Origin of the sequence: Pseudomonas sp. TWR3-1-1 (assembly GCF_049896545.1) — a bacterium.
Lineage (GTDB): Bacteria > Pseudomonadota > Gammaproteobacteria > Pseudomonadales > Pseudomonadaceae > Aquipseudomonas > Aquipseudomonas weihenstephanensis.
This window is the reverse complement of record NZ_JAFCUO010000003.1, coordinates 1-21,115: the sequence shown is the minus strand read 5'-3', so window position 1 is coordinate 21,115 and position 21,115 is coordinate 1. Positions and strand designations below refer to the sequence as shown.

Sequence of the window (21,115 nt, the reverse complement as noted above, 5' to 3'; positions counted from 1 at the left end):
AACAATGTGGTGACGCCGATCAGCATTTCAAGGGCCTCGGCCTGATGCCGTGCTGGCATACTGGCCCGTCAGATTCAGGAGCCGGTCATCGTATGAATGTTGAATCCCCCATCACTGCCTGGGAGCGGGCCATTGCACAGCACGGATTTGTCCAGGACCCTGCACAGTGGCGTGCGGTGCAAGCGTTGCAGCATTGTCACGAACAACTAAGCCAGGGCATTGAGCCGGTCAGGGGCGTGTATTTATGGGGACCGGTGGGCCGGGGTAAAACCTGGCTGATGGATCAGTTCTACCAGAGTGTGTCGGTGCCAGCGCGGCGCCAGCACTTTCACCATTTCATGCAATGGGTGCATCAGCGTCTGTTTCAACTCATTGGCACTCAGGACCCGCTCAAGGCACTGGCGCAAGGTTTGGCCCAAGAGGTGCGAGTGCTGTGTTTTGACGAGTTGTTTGTCAATGACATTGGTGACGCGATCATCCTGGGCCGCCTGTTTCAGGTGATGTTTGAGCAAGGTGTGGTGTTGGTGTGCACCTCCAATCAGCCACCGGAGCAGCTGTATGGCGAGGGTTTCAATCGCGACCGGTTTGCGCCGGCGATCACCGCGATTGTCAAACATATGGCCGTGGTGTCGGTAGACGGTGCTCAGGATCACCGATTGCATCCGGGGATTGCCGAGCAGCGTTATTGGCTGACGGCAGCGGGGCAACCGAGCGTGATGGGGCCGCTGTTTCAGCGTCTGACTCAAGGGCAGGTGGTGTCTGAGCAACCGATTGCAGTGGGGCATCGGGTATTGAAAACCCTGGCTGCCAGCGACACCGTGCTGTGGTGTACGTTTCACGAACTGTGCGAGCAGCCCCTGGCCGCCACTGAATTTATGCAGATGTGTGACCGATACAGCGTCATCTTGCTCAGCGAGGTGCCATGCCTGAGTGCCGAACAGCGTGAAGGTAAAATCGCGCGGGGTACGGAAGATGGGGCGGTAAAAGTTGAGGCGGGCGATCGTGAACTGCCGCAGCTGTCCAAATATGACGACAGCGTGCGGCGTTTTATTGCTTTGATCGATGAGTGTTACGACCGCAAGGTGGCGGTGTGCATTGAGGCGCAGGTGCCCATGGACCAGTTGTACACGCAGGGCTATCTGGCCTTTGCGTTCCGCCGTACCTTGAGTCGCTTGCAAGAGATGCAATTGCAGAGGTTTGGCGTGCAGTAGGTGCTGGCGAGGCACGAGGCTGCAATCATCTGACACAGCCTGGTTGAAGGGTTTTACGACGCCGCTGGCGCCGATCACAGCCTCGCATTACTCGTCAGTGACTACAGGTCTGTTTAATCCCACGCAGGCGCTACGCTTTGCGGATCGGTCAGGCGATGCCCGCGGTCCAGGGCTGCAATCTGCTGCATGTCTTGCTCAGTCAAGCGCAGTTCGCACGCCTTGAGGTTGCTTTCAAGGTTTGCCCGCTGGGTAGAGGACGGAATCACCGAGTAGCCCAGTTGCATGGCCCACGCCAGTGTGACCTGTGCTGGCGTTGCGTTGTGACGCTTGGCAATGGCATTGATGACCGGATCTTTGAGCACTTCGCCGTAGGCCAACGTCATGTACGAGGTGATATGAATGCCCTGGCTTTTGGCAAACTCGGCCACCTTGCGGTTTTGCAGGTACGGGTGCAGCTCAATCTGGTTGGTGGCAATGTTTTCGGCACCCACCGCGGCAATGGCTTCTTTCATCAGCGCGATGGTGAAGTTGGACACACCGATTGCTCGGGTCAGGCCCTGTTGCTTGGCTTCCAGCAACGCCCCCATAAACTCGGCAACGGGCACTGCGTTGTTGGGCGATGGCCAGTGAATCAAGGTCAGGTCCAAATGCTCGGTGCGCAGTTTTTTCAGGCTGTCCTTGAGGCTGGGGATCAACGCGTCCTTGCTGAAGTGGCTGATCCAGATCTTGCTGGTGATGTACAGCTGATCACGGGCCACGCCGCTCTCGGCAATGGCCTGGCCCACGTCGGCTTCGTTCTCATAAATCTGTGCGGTATCCACGGCGCGGTAACCCAGTTCAAGGGCGTTTTTTACCGAGTCGATCACCACTTGGCCTTTTAGTCGAAATGTACCGAGGCCGAATGCTGGAACTGTCATGGATAACTCCTTGGGTGTCGTAAGAATGAGGCTGAGTATCCTCGGTCAGATACGTGGGAAAAACCCGGCATCAGACAAAGCACTCTTGACCACAGGTCATGAATCACTGAGTTCAGCTGGAGGGGAGAGTTCCTGAAATCTGGCTGTGGCTGCGGGGCTAAATTTGAGCGCGCAACAAACGTTCTAGCTTGGATACGCCTGCATTCAGGCTGGGACAGGTAGGGCAATGACGATTTCTCGACGAGGGTTCATCGCGGGTTTAGCGATCACCGGCGCAGTGGCGCCAGCAGCGTACTATGGGCATCGCGAGTTGACGCGGGTGGATGACCCGATCACGCCCGGCGAGGCGACGGTCGACCTGGCGGACACCGCCGGGCAACAACTGGCGGATCAACTGCGGGGTGTGTGGACAATCCGTTTCGATGGTCGCGACGCAGGGCTTGAAGGCTTGCCTGCGGATGACCTGCAAGTGTGGCTGGATATTGCCCCGCGTGGCCGTGGGGTGCGTGGCTTTCTGGACACCGCGCAGGTCTTGCATAGCGCGCAGACGCCGCGTTACCGCATCTTGGGTGATCTGGTCGAACCCGACGCCAAGCTGATGCATTGGCGTCTTACGCGCAGTGACGCGCCTCAGGGCCAGCCGGATTACGAATTCAGTTTCAGTCTTGATGAAGTGTGGGGCCTGTATGGCAACGCGGGCAGTGGCACGTTGAGTGGTCGGGTGCAGCGCCTGGATCGTGCGCTGGCATGGCCCGAGCTGGATAACCGTTTTGTGGCCGTCAAGCATACGTTTCCCGAAGCGCGCGAGCGCAATGGCCTGAATCCTGCTTTGTTGGCCTGGCTGGTGTCGCCCGAGCACCGTTTGTTTCACCAGCTCTGGCACGCTTCGCGCGATACCTGGCATGAACTGACGGAGGACAAGCGCAATGCCCTGCGCGGTATCGGCTGGCAACCCGGTCAGCGTGACAAGGAGCGGGACGCCCGGGGGCCGCGTAAAGACCGCAATGGTTCGGGGGTGGACTTCTTTTTTATGCACCGGCACATGCTGCGCACGGCGCGTTCCATGCAAGACCTGCCTTCGTGGCTGGCCTTTCCGTTACCGCAGCCAGAGCTGGTACGCGACCGGGCGGGCTTTGCCCGTTACTTTGATAACCATGACGGCAGTGCCTTGCCGCCGACCTGGCTGGCGGAAGGTGACGCGGTCTATACCCAATGGCTGAGTGATATCAAACAGCCCGAAACCTTTCACAGCAACTTCGAGGTGTGGGAGTCGCGCTATCGCGACCCGCGTTACCTGTCGACATTGACCCTGGGCCAGTTTGGGTCGGAGGTGGAGCTAGGCTTGCACGACTGGCTGCACATGCGCTGGGCCTCGGTGCCGCGCGATCCATCCAATGGCGCCCCGGTGCCTTTTGCGCGAGATCCGGCCGATTTTTCGGCGCGTTGGTATGTGCCTGAAAACGACTTTCTTGGCGACCCGTTTTCGTCGCATGTAAACCCGGTGTTCTGGAGTTTCCACGGCTGGATCGATGACCGCCTTGAGGACTGGTTTGCTGCTCACCAGCGCTTTCATCCCGGCGAGTTGACGCGTCAGGAAGTCAACGGCGTGCCCTGGTTTGCACCGGGGCGCTGGGTGGAAGTGGATGATCCCTGGCTTGGGCCGATAACGCATGGGTGCAGCACGACGCCGGGGCTGGCGATGGGCAAAACGGTTGAAATGGACCCTGAAACCATGAAGCTGGCATTGCGGATCACTTTTGGCGATGAAAAGACCCTTGCCAGTCTGTTCCGTAAAGTCCCGCGACGTCCTTGGTATGCGCGGCACTTGTCGGTCAAGGCGTAGCTGCGTTTACCCACCTGGGTAGGCGTAACGATAAAACGCAGCAAGCACGCCGGGAGTGTTGGCGCTGGATTGGCATGCGCCAACGTGAACCGGGTGCTCAATCACATCGCTTGCCAACCGCCGCCTAGTGCCTTGTACAGTGCGATGCTGGCCTGCAACCGGGCCATGCGCAGTTGCACCTGTTGGTCCTGGGCCTGATACAGCGTGTTTTGTGTTTGCAGAACGGTCAGCAGCATTTCAGCCCCGGCCTTGTAGCGGTTTTCAGCAATGTCGAAGGCTTGCTGTGCCTGTTTAAGCTCTTCGTCTTGCCACTGACGCTGCTGGTCCAGACCGTTGGCGCTGTTGAGGGCTTTTTCAACGTCGGCGAAGGCGCTGATGATGCTTGCCCGGTAGGTTTGCAGCAGTTCCTGTTGGCGAGCACTGGCTTTGTCGCGTTCGGCACTCAGGCGCCCGTTGTTGAAGATCGGGGCGGTCAGCCCTGCCGTCAGGTTGTAAAACGGGCTGCGCAGCACATCGCTCAGACGGTCGGCCCCCGAGCCGAGGCTGGCCCCCAGTGTCAGGCCCGGCAACAGGGCGGCGCGGGCCACAATGACATCCGCGCGGGCGGCCGCCAGTTTGGCTTCGGCGCTGGCGATGTCGGGGCGCCGGGTTAGCAGTTCACTGGGTAACCCGCTGCCGATGCTCGGCCAGTGCAGTTGGGCGAACGCGGTGTCGCCGATAGTGAGTTGTTGCACAGGCTTACCCATTAGCACCGCGAGGGTGATGCGGGCCTCTTGCGCCTGTTGCTCAATGAGCGGCAGCTGACGTTGCTGACTGGCGACCAGGCTTTTTTGCTGGGCCAGCTCCAGTGCTGTCGCGGAGCCGGCGTCATAGCGCGTTTGCACCACGCCAAGCACACGTTGTGCATTGTTCAGGTTAAGTCGGGCAATGCGTGACTGCTCGTCGAGCGCCAGCGTTTGCACGTAACTGTTGGCAACGCCGCTGAGCAAGGTCAGCTCAACCGTGGCGCGATCAAATTCGGAGGCTTGGAGTGCCTGTAGCGCGCTGTCACGCGCTGCCGCTTTGCCTCCCCAAAAATCGACTTCATAGCTGGCAGTCAAGCGGGCGTCAAAGTAATCGACGGCCTTTTTGTTGTCTGTGGCGTCCAGTTGGCTGTAGCCCTTGCCGCGCAACAGCTTTTCGCGATTGCCGCTGCCGCCCAGTTTTATTTCGGGCAGCAAGGGGGCCCCGGCGATCACGGCGCTGGCTTGAGCTTGTCGTACCCGTGCGACGGCGCCCGCCAGGTCATAACTGCCCACCTGAGCCTGGGCAATCAGGCGGTCCAGTTCGGGGCTGCCAAATTGTTGCCACCATTGTTGCTGGGTCAGCGGGTTGGCGAGCGTGTGGGCTGACTGCCAGGTGGCGGGTGTCAGGACGTCGTGATCGTCGCGCGGGGTATTTTGGCTGCAGGCACCCAGCAACAGGCAGGCGGACAGCAGGCTCAAAGACGGCTTCATCAATCGTTTATTCACTGGTAAGGGCCGTGACCGGGTCGAGCCGGGCAGCTTTGCGGGCCGGCATAAAGCCGAAAATGACGCCAGTCACCAGTGCGCAACCGAAGGCGCCCAGGACGGCAACCAACGAAAACGCTACGGCAACGTCGCACAGGTAAAGTACGGCGCCCACGATGAATGCCAGGCCGATGCCCGCCGCGCCGCCCACCACCGACAGCATCAGGGCCTCAGTGAGGAATTGACGCAGAATGTCGCGCTGGCGCGCGCCGGTGGCCATGCGAATACCGATTTCACGGGTACGTTCGCGCACCGTCATGAGCATGATGTTCATCACCCCGATACCGCCCACCAACAATGAGATGGCGGCAATTGAGCCGAGCATCAGCGAGAGGGTGTTGCGGGTTTTGGCTTCGGCCTGGATCATCGCGGCGTTGTTGGTGATTTCGAAATCACGTTTGCCGTGGTGCAGTTTGAGCATCAGTTGCTCAATGGCTTTTTCGGTTTGATTGACCTTGCTGGCATCGGCTGCGGCAATCACCACGTATTCCGGGTTATGGGTGCCAAACAGGCGCACGCTCGCCGAGGAGTAGGGCACCACGATGCGCGTGTCACTGTCGGAGTCGCCGGAGCTGGCACCTTTCTCGGCCAGCACGCCGACTACGCGAAAGGGCACGTTCTCCAGCAGGATGTACTGGCCAATTGGGTTGGGTACGTTTTTGAGCACTTTCTCGCGGACTTTTTTACCGATCACCGCGACAGCGGCGGCGGCGTCTTCATCGGCCTGGGAGAAGAAACTGCCTTGCACCACGGGCCAGTTGAAGATCGCCGAAAAGTCGATGCCGTTACCGCCGGTGTACATGGTGTGATCTTCGTTGCCGAAGCGCACGCCGATCTCGGCGCCATTGATCGGCATGATCATTTTCACTTGCGGCAGGGTCGACAGCGCCGCCACGTCGCTGAGGGTGACAATGCCCAGCGGTGCTCTGGGACGGGGCGACATGCCGCTGAGGTAAATGATGTTGGAGCCAAAGGCGCCCATTTCGGCCATCACCTGGCGTTTGCTGCCTTCGCCCACGGCCAGCATCACCACCACCGAGGCCACGCCAATGACAATGCCGAGCAAGGTCAGGGCGGTGCGAAAGCGATTGATCCACATCACCCGCCAGGCCGCGTGCACGGCGTCTACCAGCTCGCCTTTCCAGGCGCCCCTGGCCTCGCTGCCTTCGTTCAGGCGTTGGCGCAAATCGATGGCCTGTAACGCTTTGGGGTTGTCGCTGGAGGCGGGTGCGCCGTTGGCAGTGTCACTGATGACCTCGCCGTCGCGCACTTCGATGATGCGCTTGGCCCGTGCCGCCACTTCGCGGTCGTGGGTAATCAGGATCACCACATGGCCCTGGCTGGCCAGTTCATCGAGCAGGGTCATGACTTCGGCGCCGCTGTGGCTGTCCAGGGCGCCGGTGGGTTCGTCGGCCAGGATGATGTGCCCGCCGTTCATCAAGGCGCGCGCAATGGACACGCGTTGTTGTTGGCCGCCAGACAGTTGGTGCGGGCGATTGGCCGTGCGCTCGGCCAGGCCCAGTCGGTCGAGCAGGGCAGCCGCGCGTGCGTGCCGCTCGGCGGCGGGCATACCGGCATAAATGGCCGGCATTTCGACGTTTTCCTGGGCTGAGGCCGACGGGATCAGGTGGTAGCCCTGAAACACAAAACCAAAGGCTTCGCGGCGCAGCCAGGCCAGTTCGTCGCAGTCCAGCCGGGCCACGTCTTCACCGGCAAACAGATAGCGTCCTGACGTGGGGCGGTCGAGGCAGCCGAGGATGTTCATCAGCGTCGATTTGCCCGAGCCCGAGGCGCCGACAATGGCCACGAACTCGCCCGCGTGAATCGACAGGCTGACACCTTTGAGTACGTGGACTTCGGGGGTGTCGATGCCGCCATAGACCTTGCGGATGTCGCGCAGGTCAATCAGGGGAGTGGCCATTTAGCCTCCGTTGCCGGTGGCTGGGCCGATCAGCAGGTGATCACCTTCGCTCAGCCCTTCGAGGATTTGCACGCGCAGGCGATCACTGATGCCGGTGCGAATGTCGCGGGCTTCGACTTTGCCGTTTTTGGCGACGATGTGCGCCGTCTGGCGATCGCTGTCGGTACTGCCTTGCAGGGCCACAATAGGTGCCAGCAGCACGTCTTTGGCCTGATCGGCAACGAAGAAAACCTGGGTGGTCATTTCGGGCATCAGCGCCTGATCGGTGTTGTCGACGTCCAGCAATACGGTGTACAGCACCACCCGCGCGCTACCGCTTTTGCCTGAGCTGGCGGGGCTGCCGCCGCCCTGGCTGGCCTCGTTCAGGGGCTTGGGGGGCACCGGCAGAATTTGCCGCACGGTGCTGTTCCAGCGCCGGTTGCCACCACTCAAGGTGGTGAAGTAAGCCTGCATGCCGGGTTTGACGTGGCCGATGTCGGCTTCCGAGACCTCGGCCCAGACTGTCATTGGAGACAGTTTGGCAATGCGCAAAATCAACGGTGTTTGTTGTTGCGCGTTGAGGGTTTGGCCTTCGCGGGCGTCAATCGCCACCACGGTGCCGGCCATCGGCGCAAAAATGCGCGTGTAACCCAGCTCCGCTTCATCGCTGCGCAAGCTGGCCTGTGCCTGGCGAATCTGGGCCTGGAACATCTGGGTGCGGGCCTGGGTGGTGCGGACCTCGGCCTGTGCGCTTTGCACGTCTTCCTCGCGGGTGGCGCCGCCTTGGGCCAGGTGTTGCTGGCGGCGGTATTTCTGTTTGGCCAGGTCGTGCAGGGCGCGCTGTTCTTGCAGTTGGGCCTTGAGGTTTTCAATGGCAAACCGGCTGGCGTCGAGCTTGGCCGTTTGCGTGGAGGGGTCTATCTCGACCAGCAATTGGCCTTCTTTGACCTCGTTACCGACCTCGACATGGATCTTGTGAATTTGCCCCGAAGCCTGTGCACCCACATCGACATATTGGCGCGGTTGTAATGTGCCGAGGGCCGTGACGCTGTTTTCGATGTCGCCACGGGTGACGGGGACGGTGTCATACGCGTCCCGACCGGGCGTGAGAAAAGGCCACGCAACGAGGGCGGCAACCAGCAGTAAAGAGAGAGTAATCAGCAGTGCGCGGCGGGTCTGTCGGGGGCGTTTCATGCAGGGTTCCGGCCAATGAGATTCGGCCCGTCGTCATGTCATTGAGCCGAAATGCCCAACAGCTAACGCTGTCGGCGAGGCGACAGACACGGGGAGCTGTTGAGTAAACGAACGCTCAGGCGCGCAATTTAAGGCTGTGCAGGGCGGGCTGTTACTGAATATTTCCTGTGAGTTTGAACGGTCGGGCTTTAAATCTATATGAGAATTACTATAAATTACGTCTGCAAAAGTGCCATCATCATGCCGCTATGTCATACGGCCATGTTTCTGCGCTCATGGAAAGTTACCGCGCCCGCTGCGGTCAGGAGTCATGTTGGAAAACTACTATCGTGAATTGGTGAGCTTTTTGAGTGCCCGCATGGGCAATGCTCAGGCCGCTGAAGATGTGGTGCATGACGCGTATGTGCGGGTGCTGGAACGTTCCAGTGATGAGCCGATTGAGCAGCCACGGGCGTTCTTGTACCGCACGGCGCTCAATCTGGTGATCGACGGTCATCGGCGCAATACCTTGCGTCAGGTCGAACCCTTGGAGGTGCTGGACACCGATGAGCGGTTTTTCTGCCCCTCTCCCCAAGCCACCATGGACCACGGTCAACGCCTGGAGATGGTGCAGCGTGCGTTGAGCGAGCTACCTGAAGCCTGCCGTGACAGTTTTTTGTTGCGCAAGCTTGAGGGTCTGTCCCACCCCGAGATTGCCGAACGCCTCGGTGTGTCACGCAGTGTGGTGGAGAAGCACATAGTGAATGCCATGAAGCATTGCCGGTTTCGTATTCGGCAGTGGGATAACGCCTAAATTTTATTTCTGTAGCCTCGTTCCTACTCAACAGACGACCTGCTGTTCTGCCACAGAGCAATCAGGTCATGGGCTTTTTCTTCCCTCTGTTGAGGGGTAATCCAGAGGACACTGGAAATGACACAGGCAATCGCTTCGGCCGTCGTTCATGATCTGATCGGCATCGGTTTCGGGCCTTCCAATCTGGCCTTGGCCATCGCCCTGGAAGAACGCGGGCAGGTGCAAGGTCCGCTGGACGTGCTGTTTCTGGACAAACAGGCCGACTACCGTTGGCACGGCAACACGCTGGTGACCCAGAGCGAACTGCAAATCTCGTTCCTCAAAGACCTGGTGACGTTGCGCAATCCGACCAGCCCGTATTCTTTCGTCAATTACCTCAAGGCGCACGGGCGTCTGGTGGACTTCATCAACCTGGGCACTTTTTACCCGTGCCGCATGGAGTTCAACGATTACCTGCGCTGGGTGGCGTCGCACTTCGAAGCGCAAAGCCGTTACGGCGAAGAAGTGCTGGCCATCGAGCCGGTGCTGCATCAGCAGCAAGTTGAAGCGCTGCGCGTGATCTCGCGTGATGCTCTGGGCCAACAACACGTGCGCACGACACGCTCGGTGGTGGTGAGTGCAGGTGGCACACCGCGAATTCCAGAGGCCTTCAAAGCGCTCAAAGATGACAGCCGGGTATTCCACCACTCGCAGTACCTGGAACGTATGGCCAAACAGCCGTGTGTGAACGGTAAGCCAATGCGCATCGCGATCATTGGCGGCGGTCAGAGTGCCGCCGAAGCCTTCATTGACTTGAATGACAGCTTTCCGTCGGCGCAAGTGGACTTGATCCTGCGCGGCTCGGCGCTTAAACCGGCCGATGACAGCCCCTTCGTTAACGAAGTGTTTTCGCCGGAGTTCACCGACCTGGTGTACCAGCAAAACACCGCCGAGCGCGAACGGCTGATCAATGAGTACCAGAGCACCAACTATTCAGTGGTCGACATTGACCTGATCGAACGTATTTACGGGATTTTCTATCGTCAGAAAGTCTCGGGCATTGCCCGTCACGCGTTCCGCAGCCTGACCAGCATTGAAAACGCGGTGGCTGACGCGCAGGGCATCAAGCTGGCGCTGCGCAACACCGCCAGCGGTGAGCTTAACGAGCAGCATTACGATGCGGTGATTCTGGCCACGGGCTACGAGCGCCAGATGCATCGTCATCTGCTGGCACCTTTGGCCGAGTACCTGGGCGACTTTGAAGTGGGCCGCGATTACCGCATCGCCACCGACGCGCGCTGCAAGGCGGGCATCTATATGCAGGGCTTTTGCCAGGCCAGCCACGGCCTGAGCGACACGTTGCTGTCGGTGCTGCCGATCCGTGCCGAGGAAATTTGCGCGTCGCTGTACACCCACGATAAAAACCGCACCAAGGGCCACATCAACGCGGAGCAATTGCTGGCCACCGCCGTCTAAGACGGAGCCTGTCGCGCACCCACAATGGCCGCGTGTTGGCCTGCGACTCACGGTATCCCCAAAGCGCTTGCTTGATATTCAAGTAAGCGCTTTTTGGTTTCTGAACCCTGCCTTAAGAATATTCTGATTCATCAAGTAAAAGCCTTCCTACGGTTTACTCTCTAAAACGTCGGGCGTAAGCTGCCGGCGTTTTCATCAATAGCGGAGTCCCTCAGTGGGTACCAGTTCGAGTGACAGTAGTCGGCCGGTGTTAAAGACCGGCATCACCTCGGCAAGCTAACGCGCAGATTCCCCTGCCGTTTCTTGCTGATCAGCGAGAAACGGTGTCTTGATCGGGTCAGTAGTGACCTGAACCTCGAAACCTTCTCTTCGACACTGAAACCTGTGTGATCACAGCCTCTACGGCTGCGGATCGCATCAGGGCGCAGGTTCATGCCCCGCCTTTATGGCGCACGGCTTGCGCTCGTCTGTACCTGCTGCGCAACACCGCTGACACCACGTGTTAGGGGAATCACCATGGGCAACATTTTCAGACGCATCCACCGTCGTCGTCATCGGCCTGCCTTGCCGGGCTGCGTACGACTGCCCCACTAAAAAGCACAGGCATTTGGCCTGTATCCGGGTTGTAACACCATGAATGACGGTTCGAGATTAAGGCCGTCTGGGTAAGCCCCCGCTGGGGGTGAGCGCAGGCGGCGCAGGAGTAGCACCATGAAACTCACCCTGAAAGAATTCTTCGCAGGTTTTCTGCGCACGCGTCACATCGGGCGGCACTTTCGTCGTCTGGCCGTTCTGGATGGCCTGAGCCATACCACGGTCAGCCGCGAAGTTCCCGCGACATTGGCGCAAACCCTGGTCGCTGCGGCCAACAGTGACAGCGCGGTACTGATCGACACGCTGGGCACCCACACCGATGGCCTGAGTGAAGTTGAAGCGCAAGCGCTGCGTCAGCAGCATGGGCTTAACGAGGTCGAGCACGAACAGCCTCTGAGCCGCTGGGTGCACCTGTGGCACTGCTACAAAAACCCCTTCAACTTGCTGTTGACCTTGCTGACGGCCGTGTCGTTGGCCACCGATGACATTCAGGCCGCGGTAGTGATTGGCACCATGGTGGTGTTGTCCACCGTGCTGCGTTTTTGGCAGGAAGCCAAGTCGAATAAAGCAGCAGATGCGCTTAAGGCGATGGTCAGCAACACGGCCACGGTGATGCGTCGCGATTTCAGTGCCGATGCCGCGCCAATGTTTGGCAAGTTCTATGGCGCGTCGCTGAACATCAAAGGCGCGCAGCGCATCGAGCTGGCGATCAAGCAATTGGTGCCGGGTGATCTGATTGTGCTGTCTGCCGGTGACATGATTCCTGCCGATTGCCGGGTACTCAGTGCCAAGGACCTGTTCGTCAGCCAGGCAGCGATGACGGGCGAATCGATGCCCGTGGAAAAATTTGCGCACCAGACTGACCGCGACACCAGCAACCCGCTGGAGCTGGACAATATTGTGTTCATGGGCACCAACGTGGTGTCCGGGGCAGCCACGGCAGTGGTTCTCACCACGGGTAACAACACCTACTTCGGGGCATTGGCGCAACGAGTCGGGGCGACCGACCGCGGGCCGACTTCGTTCCAGACCGGGGTTAACAAAGTCAGCTGGTTGTTGATCCGTTTTATGTTTGTAATGGCGCCGCTGGTGCTGTTCATCAACGGCTTTACCAAGGGCGACTGGACAGAAGCACTGCTGTTCGCGCTGTCGGTGGCGGTGGGCCTGACCCCCGAAATGCTGCCTATGATCGTGACCTCGACCCTGGCCAAAGGCGCCGTATTTCTGTCGCGTAAAAAAGTCATCGTCAAACGGCTGGACGCGATCCAGAACTTTGGCGCGATGGATGTGCTGTGCACCGATAAAACCGGCACGCTGACCCAGGATAAAATCTTCCTCGCCCGGCACGTGGACGTATGGGGGCAAGAGTCTGACGACGTGCTGGAAATGGCTTATCTCAATAGCTACTACCAGACCGGTTTGAAAAACCTGCTGGACGTGGCCGTGCTGGAGCACGTTGAGGTTCACCGTGAATTGAACGTGGGCACAGCGTTCAACAAGGTTGACGAAATTCCTTTCGACTTCACCCGTCGCCGGATGTCAGTGGTGGTGGCCGAGCAGGACCAGCCTCACGTATTGATATGCAAAGGCGCTGTCGAAGAGGTGTTGTCGGTGTGCAACAGCGTGCGTCATGGCGAGTCTGAAGAAGCGCTGACGGATGAGCTGTTGGCGCGGATTCGTAGCGTTACCGCAGCGTTCAACGAAGAAGGCTTGCGTGTTGTGGGTGTCGCGGCGCGTTCCATGGCGCCAGGGCGTGACACTTACAGCCTGGCGGATGAACAGCAACTGACGCTGATCGGTTACGTGGCGTTTCTTGATCCGCCCAAAGAAAGCACGGCGCCCGCACTCAAGGCATTGGCTGAGCACGGGATCGCGGTCAAAGTGCTGACGGGTGATAACGAGTTGGTAACGGCGAAAATTTGCCGCGAAGTGGGCCTGGATCAGCAGGGGCTGCTGATGGGCAATGACATTGAACGCATGAGCGATGCTGAGCTGGCGGTGGCAGTGGAAACCACCAATGTGTTCGCCAAGCTCACACCCTCGCACAAAGAACGCATCGTGCGCTTGCTCAAAGCCAATGGCCATGTGGTTGGCTTCATGGGCGACGGGATCAACGATGCGCCCGCCCTGCGCACCGCGGACATTGGTATTTCGGTGGACAGTGCAGTGGACATCGCCAAGGAAGCGGCGGACATCATCTTGCTGGAAAAAAGCCTGATGGTGTTGGAGGAGGGCGTGCTTGAAGGACGTCGCACCTTCGCCAACATGCTCAAGTACATCAAAATGACCGCCAGTTCGAACTTCGGCAACGTGTTCTCGGTGTTGGTGGCCAGTGCGTTCATTCCGTTTTTGCCAATGCTGCCGATGCACCTGCTTGTACAAAACCTGCTCTACGATGTGTCGCAGATTGCCATCCCGTTCGATAACGTCGATGAAGACATGCTGAAAAAGCCACAGCGCTGGCAGCCTGCTGAAGTGGGGCGCTTCATGTTGTTCTTTGGCCCGATCAGTTCGATTTTCGATATTTTGACGTTTGGCCTGATGTGGTACGTGTTCCAGGCCAATACGCCTGAGCATCAAACCCTGTTCCAGTCAGGTTGGTTCGTGGTCGGCCTGCTGACGCAAACCCTAATTGTGCACATGATCCGTACGCCTAAAATTCCCTTCCTGCAAAGCCGCGCGGCGATGCCATTGATGGTGATGACGGGCGTGATTATGGCAGTAGGTATTTTTCTGCCGATGGGGCCATTGGCCAGCTACTTTAAACTGGAGGCGTTGCCACCGCTGTACTTCGTGTTTTTGCCGATGATCTTGCTGGCGTACATGGCCCTGACCCAAGCGGTCAAAGGCTTCTACATTCGTAAGTTTGGCTGGCAGTAAAGCAGGCGTCTGGGGTCGCTGGCGCCAAGGGCGTCAGCGACTGCGCATAGTGATCGAGTCAGGGATGAAATCATGCAAGCACTCAACAATATCAACCTCATCTCGCTGGTCGACACACTGGTCAGCCTCAGTGCGGCCTTTATCCTTGGCGGCTTGATCGGTTTCGAGCGCCAGTATCGCCAACGTACCGCCGGGTTACGCACCAATGTGCTGGTGGCGGTGGGCGCGGCGATTTTTGTCGACATGGCCAACCGCCTGGGCGGCGCTGAAGGTGCGGTGCGAGTGGTGGCGTATGTGGTCTCAGGTATAGGTTTTTTGGGGGCCGGGGTGATCATGCGCGAAGAAGGCAATGTGCGCGGTCTCAACACGGCAGCCACGTTATGGGCCTCAGCGGCTGTTGGCGCCTGTGCCGGTGCAGACCTGATTCTGGAGGCGTTGCTGGGTACGTTATTCGTTTTGGCGGCCAACACTTTGCTGCGTCCTATCGTCAACAATATTAACCGTCAGCCACTGGACGTGATTTCGTCCGAAGTGACCTACATGGTGTACGTGATTGCGCGACGTCATCAGCAAAAGGCCGTGCTGGCCTTGCTCGAAGCAGAGTTGGAACGCAGCAATTACCCGGCTCGGGATTTGGATGTGCATGCCTTTGGCCAGGATGAAGTCGAAATTGAAGGCACGCTGGTTGCAACCTCTGTTGACGGGGATGAGCTGGATGCGTTGATTGCCCGTATCTCGACCTCAACGTTGGTGGTTCAAGCCTTTTGGAGCCCGAGCACCACGGAATAATGCCGGTGTCGGAGTGGCCAGCTTGAGAAATACCCTACACGCGTAGTCGCAATTACCCTTCATGCTGCTAGTGCTTAATTGGCGATTATCCCCGGCTGAGTTTCACGTGGTCTTCAGAGGAGAGCTTTATTTGTTTCGGATATTTGAAAGAAATTCGTGGGAATTTTCCTATACTTCATTCATGTCTCAATAAATCTGTCTTTTTGGATTGCTGAAAAAACGCATCTATTCAAAACGGTGTTTAGCACGAAGTGTGCACCGGCGTTGATGCAATGGACTGAGGTGCCTATGTATAAAGTTTTGATTGTCGATGATCATCCTTTGATCCGCTCTGTGATGAAGCTAGAACTGACGGCACAAAACTATGAGGTGGTAGGAGACGTCAGCACGGGTAGCGAAGCCATTCAATTTATTCGCGATCACCCGGTAGACCTCGTGATTCTGGACATTGGTCTGCCGGGTGTCGGCGGACTGGATGTTCTTAACCGAATAAAACCCTCCTACCCCAAAGTTCGGGTTTTGGTGCTGACTTCTTATCAGGATTCGCATTTCTCGCAGCAATGCATGCGTGCCGGTGCCAATGGTTTTATTACCAAGACCAAGGGCATGGAAGACGTTTTGCGTGGTGTCAAACTCGTGATGGATGGTTATAGCTTCTTTCCGAGTGTGGGTAGCAGTTCTGTTCGCAACAGTGATGGGAGCTTGAGTGAGCAGGCGTTGATTGAAGGTTTGTCCGGGCGTGAGCTCACTATTTTGCTGCACCTGGCGCGGGGCTTAAGTAATAAACAAATTGCCCAAGACATGATTTTGAGCAGTAAAACCATCAGTACGTATAAGACCCGTTTGAAGGAAAAGTTGAAAATTGACTCTGTGGTGTTCTTGGCCGAGTTTGCCAAGCGTAATGGCCTGCTCTAAATGAACGTGTTTGTACGCCAGTGTGTGATGGGGCTGTGCTTGATGAGCGTGTGCTGGTCAAGCGTCGCGGCGCAGGCATCGGTTCAGACCCTGCAATTGCTAGGCCGCTCCAACGTTGAAGAGTACAGCGTGGTGCTTGAACCCGCGGACAAACAATGGCTGAGCAAAAAAGGTACGTTGCGCTTAGGCGTCTCTGCGCCCGATTACGCCCCCTTCGATGTGACGGCGGACGGGCAGTATTTTGAAGGTTTGACGGCGGACTATGCCGAGCTTGTTTCGGAGTTACTGAACGTTACCGTCGAGGTCAAACGCTACCCTTCAAGACCCGCGGCCATGGCGGCGCTCAAACAGGGCGAGGTGGATTTACTGGGCAGCGCCAACGACTTTGAAACGCAGGACCCAGAGCTGAAGTTAACCCGGGCTTACGCCGAAGACTCCCCGACGCTGGTTACCCGCACCAGTAACCGCAACAACTTGCCGTTTGATCTGGCGGGCAAGCGTGTGGCGTTACTGGATCACTATTTGCCGCCAGACAAAGTCAGGGCGTTTTACCCCCAGGCCACATTGCAACTGTATCCCTCCACCCTGACGGCGATCGGTGCCGTGGCGTTTGGTCAGGCCGATGTGTATTTGGGTGATTTCATCAGCGCCAATTACCTGATCAACAAAAACTACTTGAACAATGTGCAGGTGGCGGATTTTTCACGCCTGGAGGTGACGCCCTTTTCCTTTGCTTTACGGCGCACCGACACCCGGTTACTGCGCGTGGTGAATGCGGCGATGGCGGTGATTCCTGCCAGTGAACGCATGACCATCCTGCGCCGCTGGAGCTCGGAAGGGCCCCAAATAACCAGCCATTGGCGGCTCAACCTCAGCGACAGTGAGCAGCAATGGCTCAACCAACATCCGCGCATTAAAGTGGCGATCAACGATCAATACCTGCCGCTGTCGTTCATCGACGAGCAAGGCGAATTCAAAGGCATCAGTGCCGATGTGCTGGCCCATATCAGCGCCCGAACCGGACTTGTATTCGAGGCGGTCAAAGCCCAGTCAGTCGAGGATCTGGCAGCGCTGGTCACGAGTGGCAAAGCCGACATGATGGGGGCCTTCACCCCCAGCGCCTCGCGTGAACACCAATTGCGTTTCACTCGACCCTATCTCACCACGCCCTTTGTGCTGGTAACGCCATTGAACACCGACAGCCCTGTCACGCTGGACCACATGGCGGGTCAGCGGGTGGTGTTGGTGCGCGGCAATGTGCTGCGTGACTACGTGGAGCAACATTACCCGCAGGTTCAACTGCTGGAGGCCGAAAACGCATGGGATGCCATGAGTTGGGTGGCCCAGGGCAAGGCGGATGCAGCGATCAATGCGTTGGTGAGTGCCCGCTACATGATCTCGCTCCATTTCAGTGAGCAATTGCATATCACCAGCACCGTGGGGTCACATCCCGCACAGATTGGTTTTGCCACGTCGCATAACGCCCCTCAATTAAGCGCCATTCTGGATAAAGCTCTGCTCAGCATCACCCCTGAGGAAATGGGCACTTTGACCAATCGCTGGCGCACCGCCACGCAAGCCGGTGAAAGCTACTGGTTGCGTAACCGTGCCGCGATTGTGCAAGGCTTTGCGATTGCAGCGGCTTTGCTGTTGGTCGCGCTGGTCTGGATTGCTTATTTGCGCCGTGCGATCCGTAAACGCCAGCAGCTGTTAGAGCAACTGCAAGTGGCCAAGCTGGGTGCAGATGAAGCCAACCGGGCTAAAACCACGTTTCTGGCCACGATGAGTCATGAGATTCGGACACCCATGAATGCCGTGATCGGCATGCTTGAGCTGGCGATGAAAAAAGCCGACCAAGGGATACTGGACCGTTTTGCTATTGAGGTGGCCTCAGGTTCGGCCCGAGAGCTGCTGGAGTTGATCGGCGATATTCTGGACATCGCACGCATCGAGTCCGGGCATCTTTCATTAAGCCCTGAACGCGCCAACTTGAAGGCACTGGTCGAATCGGTAGTGCGTATGTTTGATGGGCTGGCGCGGCAAAAACATCTGAGTTTGGTGAGTACATTGACCTTTGAGGAGCCTGACTCAGATGTGCTGATTGATCCTTTGCGCTTTAAACAGATTATTTCCAATTTAGTGGGCAATGCGATCAAGTTTACTGATCGGGGTGAAGTACGCATTGAGTTGCACGTGGGTGCAGGTCGCGCGCCCACTCATCTTTCGGTGCGCGTGCGGGTGCAGGACACCGGCATGGGTATTTCACAGCAGGATCAGGCGCGTTTGTTCAGCCCCTTCATCCAGGCCAGCAATAACACCCAATCGGCACGCAGTGGCTCTGGTCTGGGGTTGGTCATTTGTCGAACGCTCTGCGAGATGATGGGAGGCACCTTGCGGCTGGAGAGCGTGGAGGGTGTCGGTACACAGGTCGAGATGGCAGTGCAGGTGCCTGTTCTTGAGCCTGAGACCATCAACGTGGCGCTAGAACCTGAGGCTGAACAACAACCCGGCGAATCGCATGCTGCTGGTACAGCAAATGAGCTATCTGGGGCACAGCGTGGTGGATGTTGAAAATGGTGCGCTTGGGCTTCAAGCCTGGCAAGCCAGGTCTTTTGATGTGGTGATCACCGATTGCAATATGCCGGTGATGAATGGCTACGAATTAACGCGCTCGATACGCGAGCAAGAGCGCTTACTCGGCTCGCAACCTTGCCTGATTCTTGGCTTTACGGCTAACGCTCAACCCGAAGAAGTTGATCGCTGCCTGGCTGCCGGGATGGACAGCTGCCTGTTTAAACCCCTCAGTCTCAAGGATTTGGATGATTGCCTAGCTGGAGTAGTACCTGCCAGGCCGATCTATGAGCCTGCACAGGGGGCTAAAGAGCTGGATCTGAGTTATCTCAAGCAGATGAGCCAAGGTGATGAAAGGCTGGTTAAAAAAATGCTGGACGAGCTGGCCAGTAGTAATCGCAAGGATATTGGGCGTCTGCTGGCTTTTTTTGTCAGCGATGATCGTCAAGGCCTCATGGAACTGGCCCATGGGATCAAAGGTGGCGCCATGCTCATTGATGCCCAGGTGTTGGTTGAATCTTGTGAACAATTGGAAGTTGCGTGTGCATCGACCCCGGCGTTAGCGCTGACTGACTATGTCAATACACTCCACCAGAGTATGGAGCGCCTTGAGGAGTTGCTTGAGGCCTACGCCGACAGCGATGAATTGCGGGCCTGAGGCGGTGAGCGGCCTCTTGAAATCCACACGTTTGTACTTATCTAGCGATGGCGTGTGGCTGTCCACAGATGTGGATTGTTTGAATTTTCGATGAAACATAATTTGAAGACGGTTCAACTCAAATGCCTACTAAATCATTACGAATCTTGATCGCCGATGCCGAGCGAACAGAGGCTTTAAAGATAGAGAAGGCGCTTAACGGCTTGGGCTATTACCGCATTGCACCCTTGGAGCGTGTTGAAGAGTTATCGGGGCTGTGCGATGCAGAGGTGGATGCTTTTGACGTATTGCTCATCAGTCAAGACTTGGCAGGTGCAGCGGGGTTGGATCAGGAGCAATTGCGCACAGATCACTCACAGTTCAGGCATGTGTACATCTACACCCCTACGGACCTGCTGGCAGATGAGATCGAGACGCTGATGAAGTCCGTCGATGTATCTGCTCAGGCACCTGATTGAGACTTGAATGCGCGCCCTGGGCCACGTTAATGTCCGGGGCTGTCATCAGCAGTCTCAATGAGGAGAAGTGGTATGTCGGACATCGTTGTGGTGCAAGCAGACTATTCAAACCCCGTTCATGCACAGGCCGTCAGGGATGTGCTGAATCATTACGCCAAGGATCCTATGGGGGGCGGTGAAGCCCTCTCGGCGCAGGTGCTGGAAGCTTTGCCGGCTGAACTGGCCAAGCGTGCGCATGCATTTAGCGTGCTCGCGTTTGTCGATGATGTGGCGGCAGGGTTGGTCAACTGTTTTGAAGGGTTTTCTACGTTTGCTGGCAAGCCATTGGTTAACGTTCACGACGTGTCGGTGGTGGATACGTTTCGGGGTTTGGGCTTGAGCCACAAAATGTTGGAGAAGGTTGAAGACATCGCCCGTGAGCGCGGTTGCTGCAAAATCACCCTTGAAGTGCTAGAAGGCAACCCGGTTGCGCAGGGTGCCTATCGCAAGTTTGGTTTCAGCGATGGCCAGCTGGACCCGGCCTACGGGCACATGCTGTTCTGGAATAAATACCTGTAAGGCACGTCGTGGTGGCAGCGGTTACAGGTGATAAACGCAGGGCCTGTAGGCGTTGACGAGTAACGCGAGGCTACGCGCGGCGACAGAGTCGTCGTGAAGCCTTCAACCGAGGTGTGTCAGAGACTGCGCGGGGATTGGTTTTACGACCGCTTCGCGCCCGATCGCAGCCTCGTGCCTCGGCAGCGACTACAGGTGATGAATGCAGACCTGTAGGCGTTGACGAGTAACACGAGGCTACGCGCGGCGACAGAGTCGTCGTGAAGTCTTCAATCTTGGTGTGTCAGACACTACGTGGAGATCGGGTTTACGACCGCTTCGCGGCCGATCGCAGCCTCGTGCCTCGGCAGCGACTACAAGTGATGAACGCAGACCTGTAGGCGTTGACGAGTAACACGAGGCTACGCGCGGCGACAGAGTCGTCGTAAAGCCTTCAACCCTGGTGTGTCAGACACTACGTGGAGATCGGGTTTACGACCGCTTCGCGTCCGATCGCAGCCTCGTGCCTCGGCAGCGACTACAAGTGATAAATGCAGGCCTGTAGGCGTTGATGAGTAACGCGCGGCGACAGAGTCGTCGTGGAGCATTCAACCTTGGTGTGTCAGATACTGCGCGGTGATTGGTTTACGACCGCTTCGCGTCCGATCGCAGCCTCGTGCCTCGGCAGCGACTACAGGTGATGAATGCAGGCCTGTAGGCGTTGACGAGTAACGCGAGGCTACGCGCGGCGACAGAGTCGTCGTGAAGTCTTCAATCTTGGTGTGTCAGACACTACGTGGAGATCGGGTTTACGACCGCTTCGCGGCCGATCGCAGCCTCGTGCCTCGGCAGC

The 21,115-nt window shown here is 57.7% G+C and carries 13 protein-coding genes and 1 pseudogene; 10 read left to right on the top strand and 4 right to left on the bottom strand.

Annotated elements, in window-relative coordinates; genetic code table 11:
* Positions 1–92: 92 nt before the first annotated feature.
* On the top strand, positions 93–1,211 hold the full coding sequence (gene zapE, locus ACP7A4_RS08715; protein WP_426246423.1) for a cell division protein ZapE: 1,119 nt from the start codon (positions 93–95) through the stop codon (positions 1,209–1,211).
* A gap of 113 nt (positions 1,212–1,324) precedes the next feature.
* Here the strand turns inward: zapE and dkgB are convergent, their stop codons facing one another.
* Positions 1,325–2,128, bottom strand: coding sequence for a 2,5-didehydrogluconate reductase DkgB (dkgB, locus tag ACP7A4_RS08710; RefSeq protein WP_059763081.1), 804 nt, complete (start codon positions 2,126–2,128; stop codon positions 1,325–1,327).
* Positions 2,129–2,354: 226 nt separating this feature from the next.
* Here dkgB and ACP7A4_RS08705 point away from each other — a divergent pair, with 226 nt between their 5' ends.
* Positions 2,355–3,971: a PvdJ/PvdD/PvdP-like protein gene (locus ACP7A4_RS08705; RefSeq protein ID WP_426246420.1), complete on the top strand. Its 1,617-nt coding sequence runs from the start codon at positions 2,355–2,357 to the stop codon at positions 3,969–3,971.
* Between the two features lie 101 nt (positions 3,972–4,072).
* Here the strand turns inward: ACP7A4_RS08705 and ACP7A4_RS08700 are convergent, their stop codons facing one another.
* Genes ACP7A4_RS08700 through ACP7A4_RS08690 form a run of 3 tightly spaced genes read right to left on the bottom strand, consistent with a single transcriptional unit; the run spans position 4,073 to position 8,615 of the window.
* Positions 4,073–5,467 carry an efflux transporter outer membrane subunit gene (locus ACP7A4_RS08700; RefSeq protein WP_059763079.1) on the bottom strand — a complete coding sequence of 465 codons (1,395 nt, stop codon included), beginning with the start codon at positions 5,465–5,467 and terminating at the stop codon, positions 4,073–4,075.
* 7 nt (positions 5,468–5,474) lie between these two features.
* A complete protein-coding gene (locus ACP7A4_RS08695; RefSeq protein WP_426246418.1) occupies positions 5,475–7,442 on the bottom strand; it encodes a MacB family efflux pump subunit in 1,968 nt (655 codons plus the stop codon).
* The gene (locus ACP7A4_RS08690; protein WP_426246416.1) at positions 7,443–8,615 is read right to left on the bottom strand and encodes an efflux RND transporter periplasmic adaptor subunit; all 1,173 of its coding nucleotides are present in this window, start codon (positions 8,613–8,615) and stop codon (positions 7,443–7,445) included.
* Between the two features lie 310 nt (positions 8,616–8,925).
* Here ACP7A4_RS08690 and ACP7A4_RS08685 point away from each other — a divergent pair, with 310 nt between their 5' ends.
* The 8 genes and pseudogenes from ACP7A4_RS08685 to ACP7A4_RS08650 all read left to right on the top strand — a co-directional run bounded on the left by ACP7A4_RS08685 (position 8,926) and on the right by ACP7A4_RS08650 (position 20,286).
* Complete coding sequence (locus ACP7A4_RS08685) at positions 8,926–9,408, top strand: sigma-70 family RNA polymerase sigma factor (RefSeq protein WP_173426968.1); 483 nt, start codon at positions 8,926–8,928, stop codon at positions 9,406–9,408.
* 117 nt (positions 9,409–9,525) lie between these two features.
* Positions 9,526–10,863, top strand: a complete 1,338-nt coding sequence (locus ACP7A4_RS08680) for a lysine N(6)-hydroxylase/L-ornithine N(5)-oxygenase family protein (RefSeq protein ID WP_426246414.1) — start codon at positions 9,526–9,528, stop codon at positions 10,861–10,863.
* A 711-nt stretch (positions 10,864–11,574) separates the two neighbouring features.
* Positions 11,575–14,337, top strand: a complete 2,763-nt coding sequence (gene mgtA, locus ACP7A4_RS08675; RefSeq protein ID WP_426246412.1) for a magnesium-translocating P-type ATPase — start codon at positions 11,575–11,577, stop codon at positions 14,335–14,337.
* Between the two features lie 72 nt (positions 14,338–14,409).
* Positions 14,410–15,126 (top strand): MgtC/SapB family protein, encoded by a 717-nt coding sequence (locus ACP7A4_RS08670; protein WP_426246410.1) that lies wholly within the window; start codon positions 14,410–14,412, stop codon positions 15,124–15,126.
* Between the two features lie 288 nt (positions 15,127–15,414).
* Positions 15,415–16,041, top strand: a complete 627-nt coding sequence (locus ACP7A4_RS08665) for a response regulator transcription factor (RefSeq protein ID WP_059763074.1) — start codon at positions 15,415–15,417, stop codon at positions 16,039–16,041.
* A pseudogene (locus ACP7A4_RS08660) lies at positions 16,042–19,270 on the top strand (transporter substrate-binding domain-containing protein).
* A gap of 122 nt (positions 19,271–19,392) precedes the next feature.
* On the top strand, positions 19,393–19,728 hold the full coding sequence (locus ACP7A4_RS08655) for a hypothetical protein (RefSeq protein WP_426246408.1): 336 nt from the start codon (positions 19,393–19,395) through the stop codon (positions 19,726–19,728).
* A gap of 72 nt (positions 19,729–19,800) precedes the next feature.
* On the top strand, positions 19,801–20,286 hold the full coding sequence (locus ACP7A4_RS08650; protein WP_059763071.1) for a GNAT family N-acetyltransferase: 486 nt from the start codon (positions 19,801–19,803) through the stop codon (positions 20,284–20,286).
* The last annotated feature ends 829 nt before the right edge of the window (positions 20,287–21,115 follow it).

Coding starts and splice junctions, on each gene's coding strand:
- ACP7A4_RS08650 (WP_059763071.1), top strand. CDS start 19,801: ATGTCGGACATCGTTGTGGTGCAAGCAGACTATTCAAACCCCGTTCAT.
- ACP7A4_RS08665 (WP_059763074.1), top strand. CDS start 15,415: ATGTATAAAGTTTTGATTGTCGATGATCATCCTTTGATCCGCTCTGTG.
- ACP7A4_RS08655 (WP_426246408.1), top strand. CDS start 19,393: ATGCCTACTAAATCATTACGAATCTTGATCGCCGATGCCGAGCGAACA.
- ACP7A4_RS08670 (WP_426246410.1), top strand. CDS start 14,410: ATGCAAGCACTCAACAATATCAACCTCATCTCGCTGGTCGACACACTG.
- zapE (WP_426246423.1), top strand. CDS start 93: ATGAATGTTGAATCCCCCATCACTGCCTGGGAGCGGGCCATTGCACAG.
- ACP7A4_RS08700 (WP_059763079.1), bottom strand. CDS start 5,467: ATGAAGCCGTCTTTGAGCCTGCTGTCCGCCTGCCTGTTGCTGGGTGCC.
- dkgB (WP_059763081.1), bottom strand. CDS start 2,128: ATGACAGTTCCAGCATTCGGCCTCGGTACATTTCGACTAAAAGGCCAA.
- ACP7A4_RS08690 (WP_426246416.1), bottom strand. CDS start 8,615: ATGAAACGCCCCCGACAGACCCGCCGCGCACTGCTGATTACTCTCTCT.
- ACP7A4_RS08705 (WP_426246420.1), top strand. CDS start 2,355: ATGACGATTTCTCGACGAGGGTTCATCGCGGGTTTAGCGATCACCGGC.
- ACP7A4_RS08695 (WP_426246418.1), bottom strand. CDS start 7,442: ATGGCCACTCCCCTGATTGACCTGCGCGACATCCGCAAGGTCTATGGC.
- ACP7A4_RS08680 (WP_426246414.1), top strand. CDS start 9,526: ATGACACAGGCAATCGCTTCGGCCGTCGTTCATGATCTGATCGGCATC.
- ACP7A4_RS08685 (WP_173426968.1), top strand. CDS start 8,926: ATGTTGGAAAACTACTATCGTGAATTGGTGAGCTTTTTGAGTGCCCGC.
- mgtA (WP_426246412.1), top strand. CDS start 11,575: ATGAAACTCACCCTGAAAGAATTCTTCGCAGGTTTTCTGCGCACGCGT.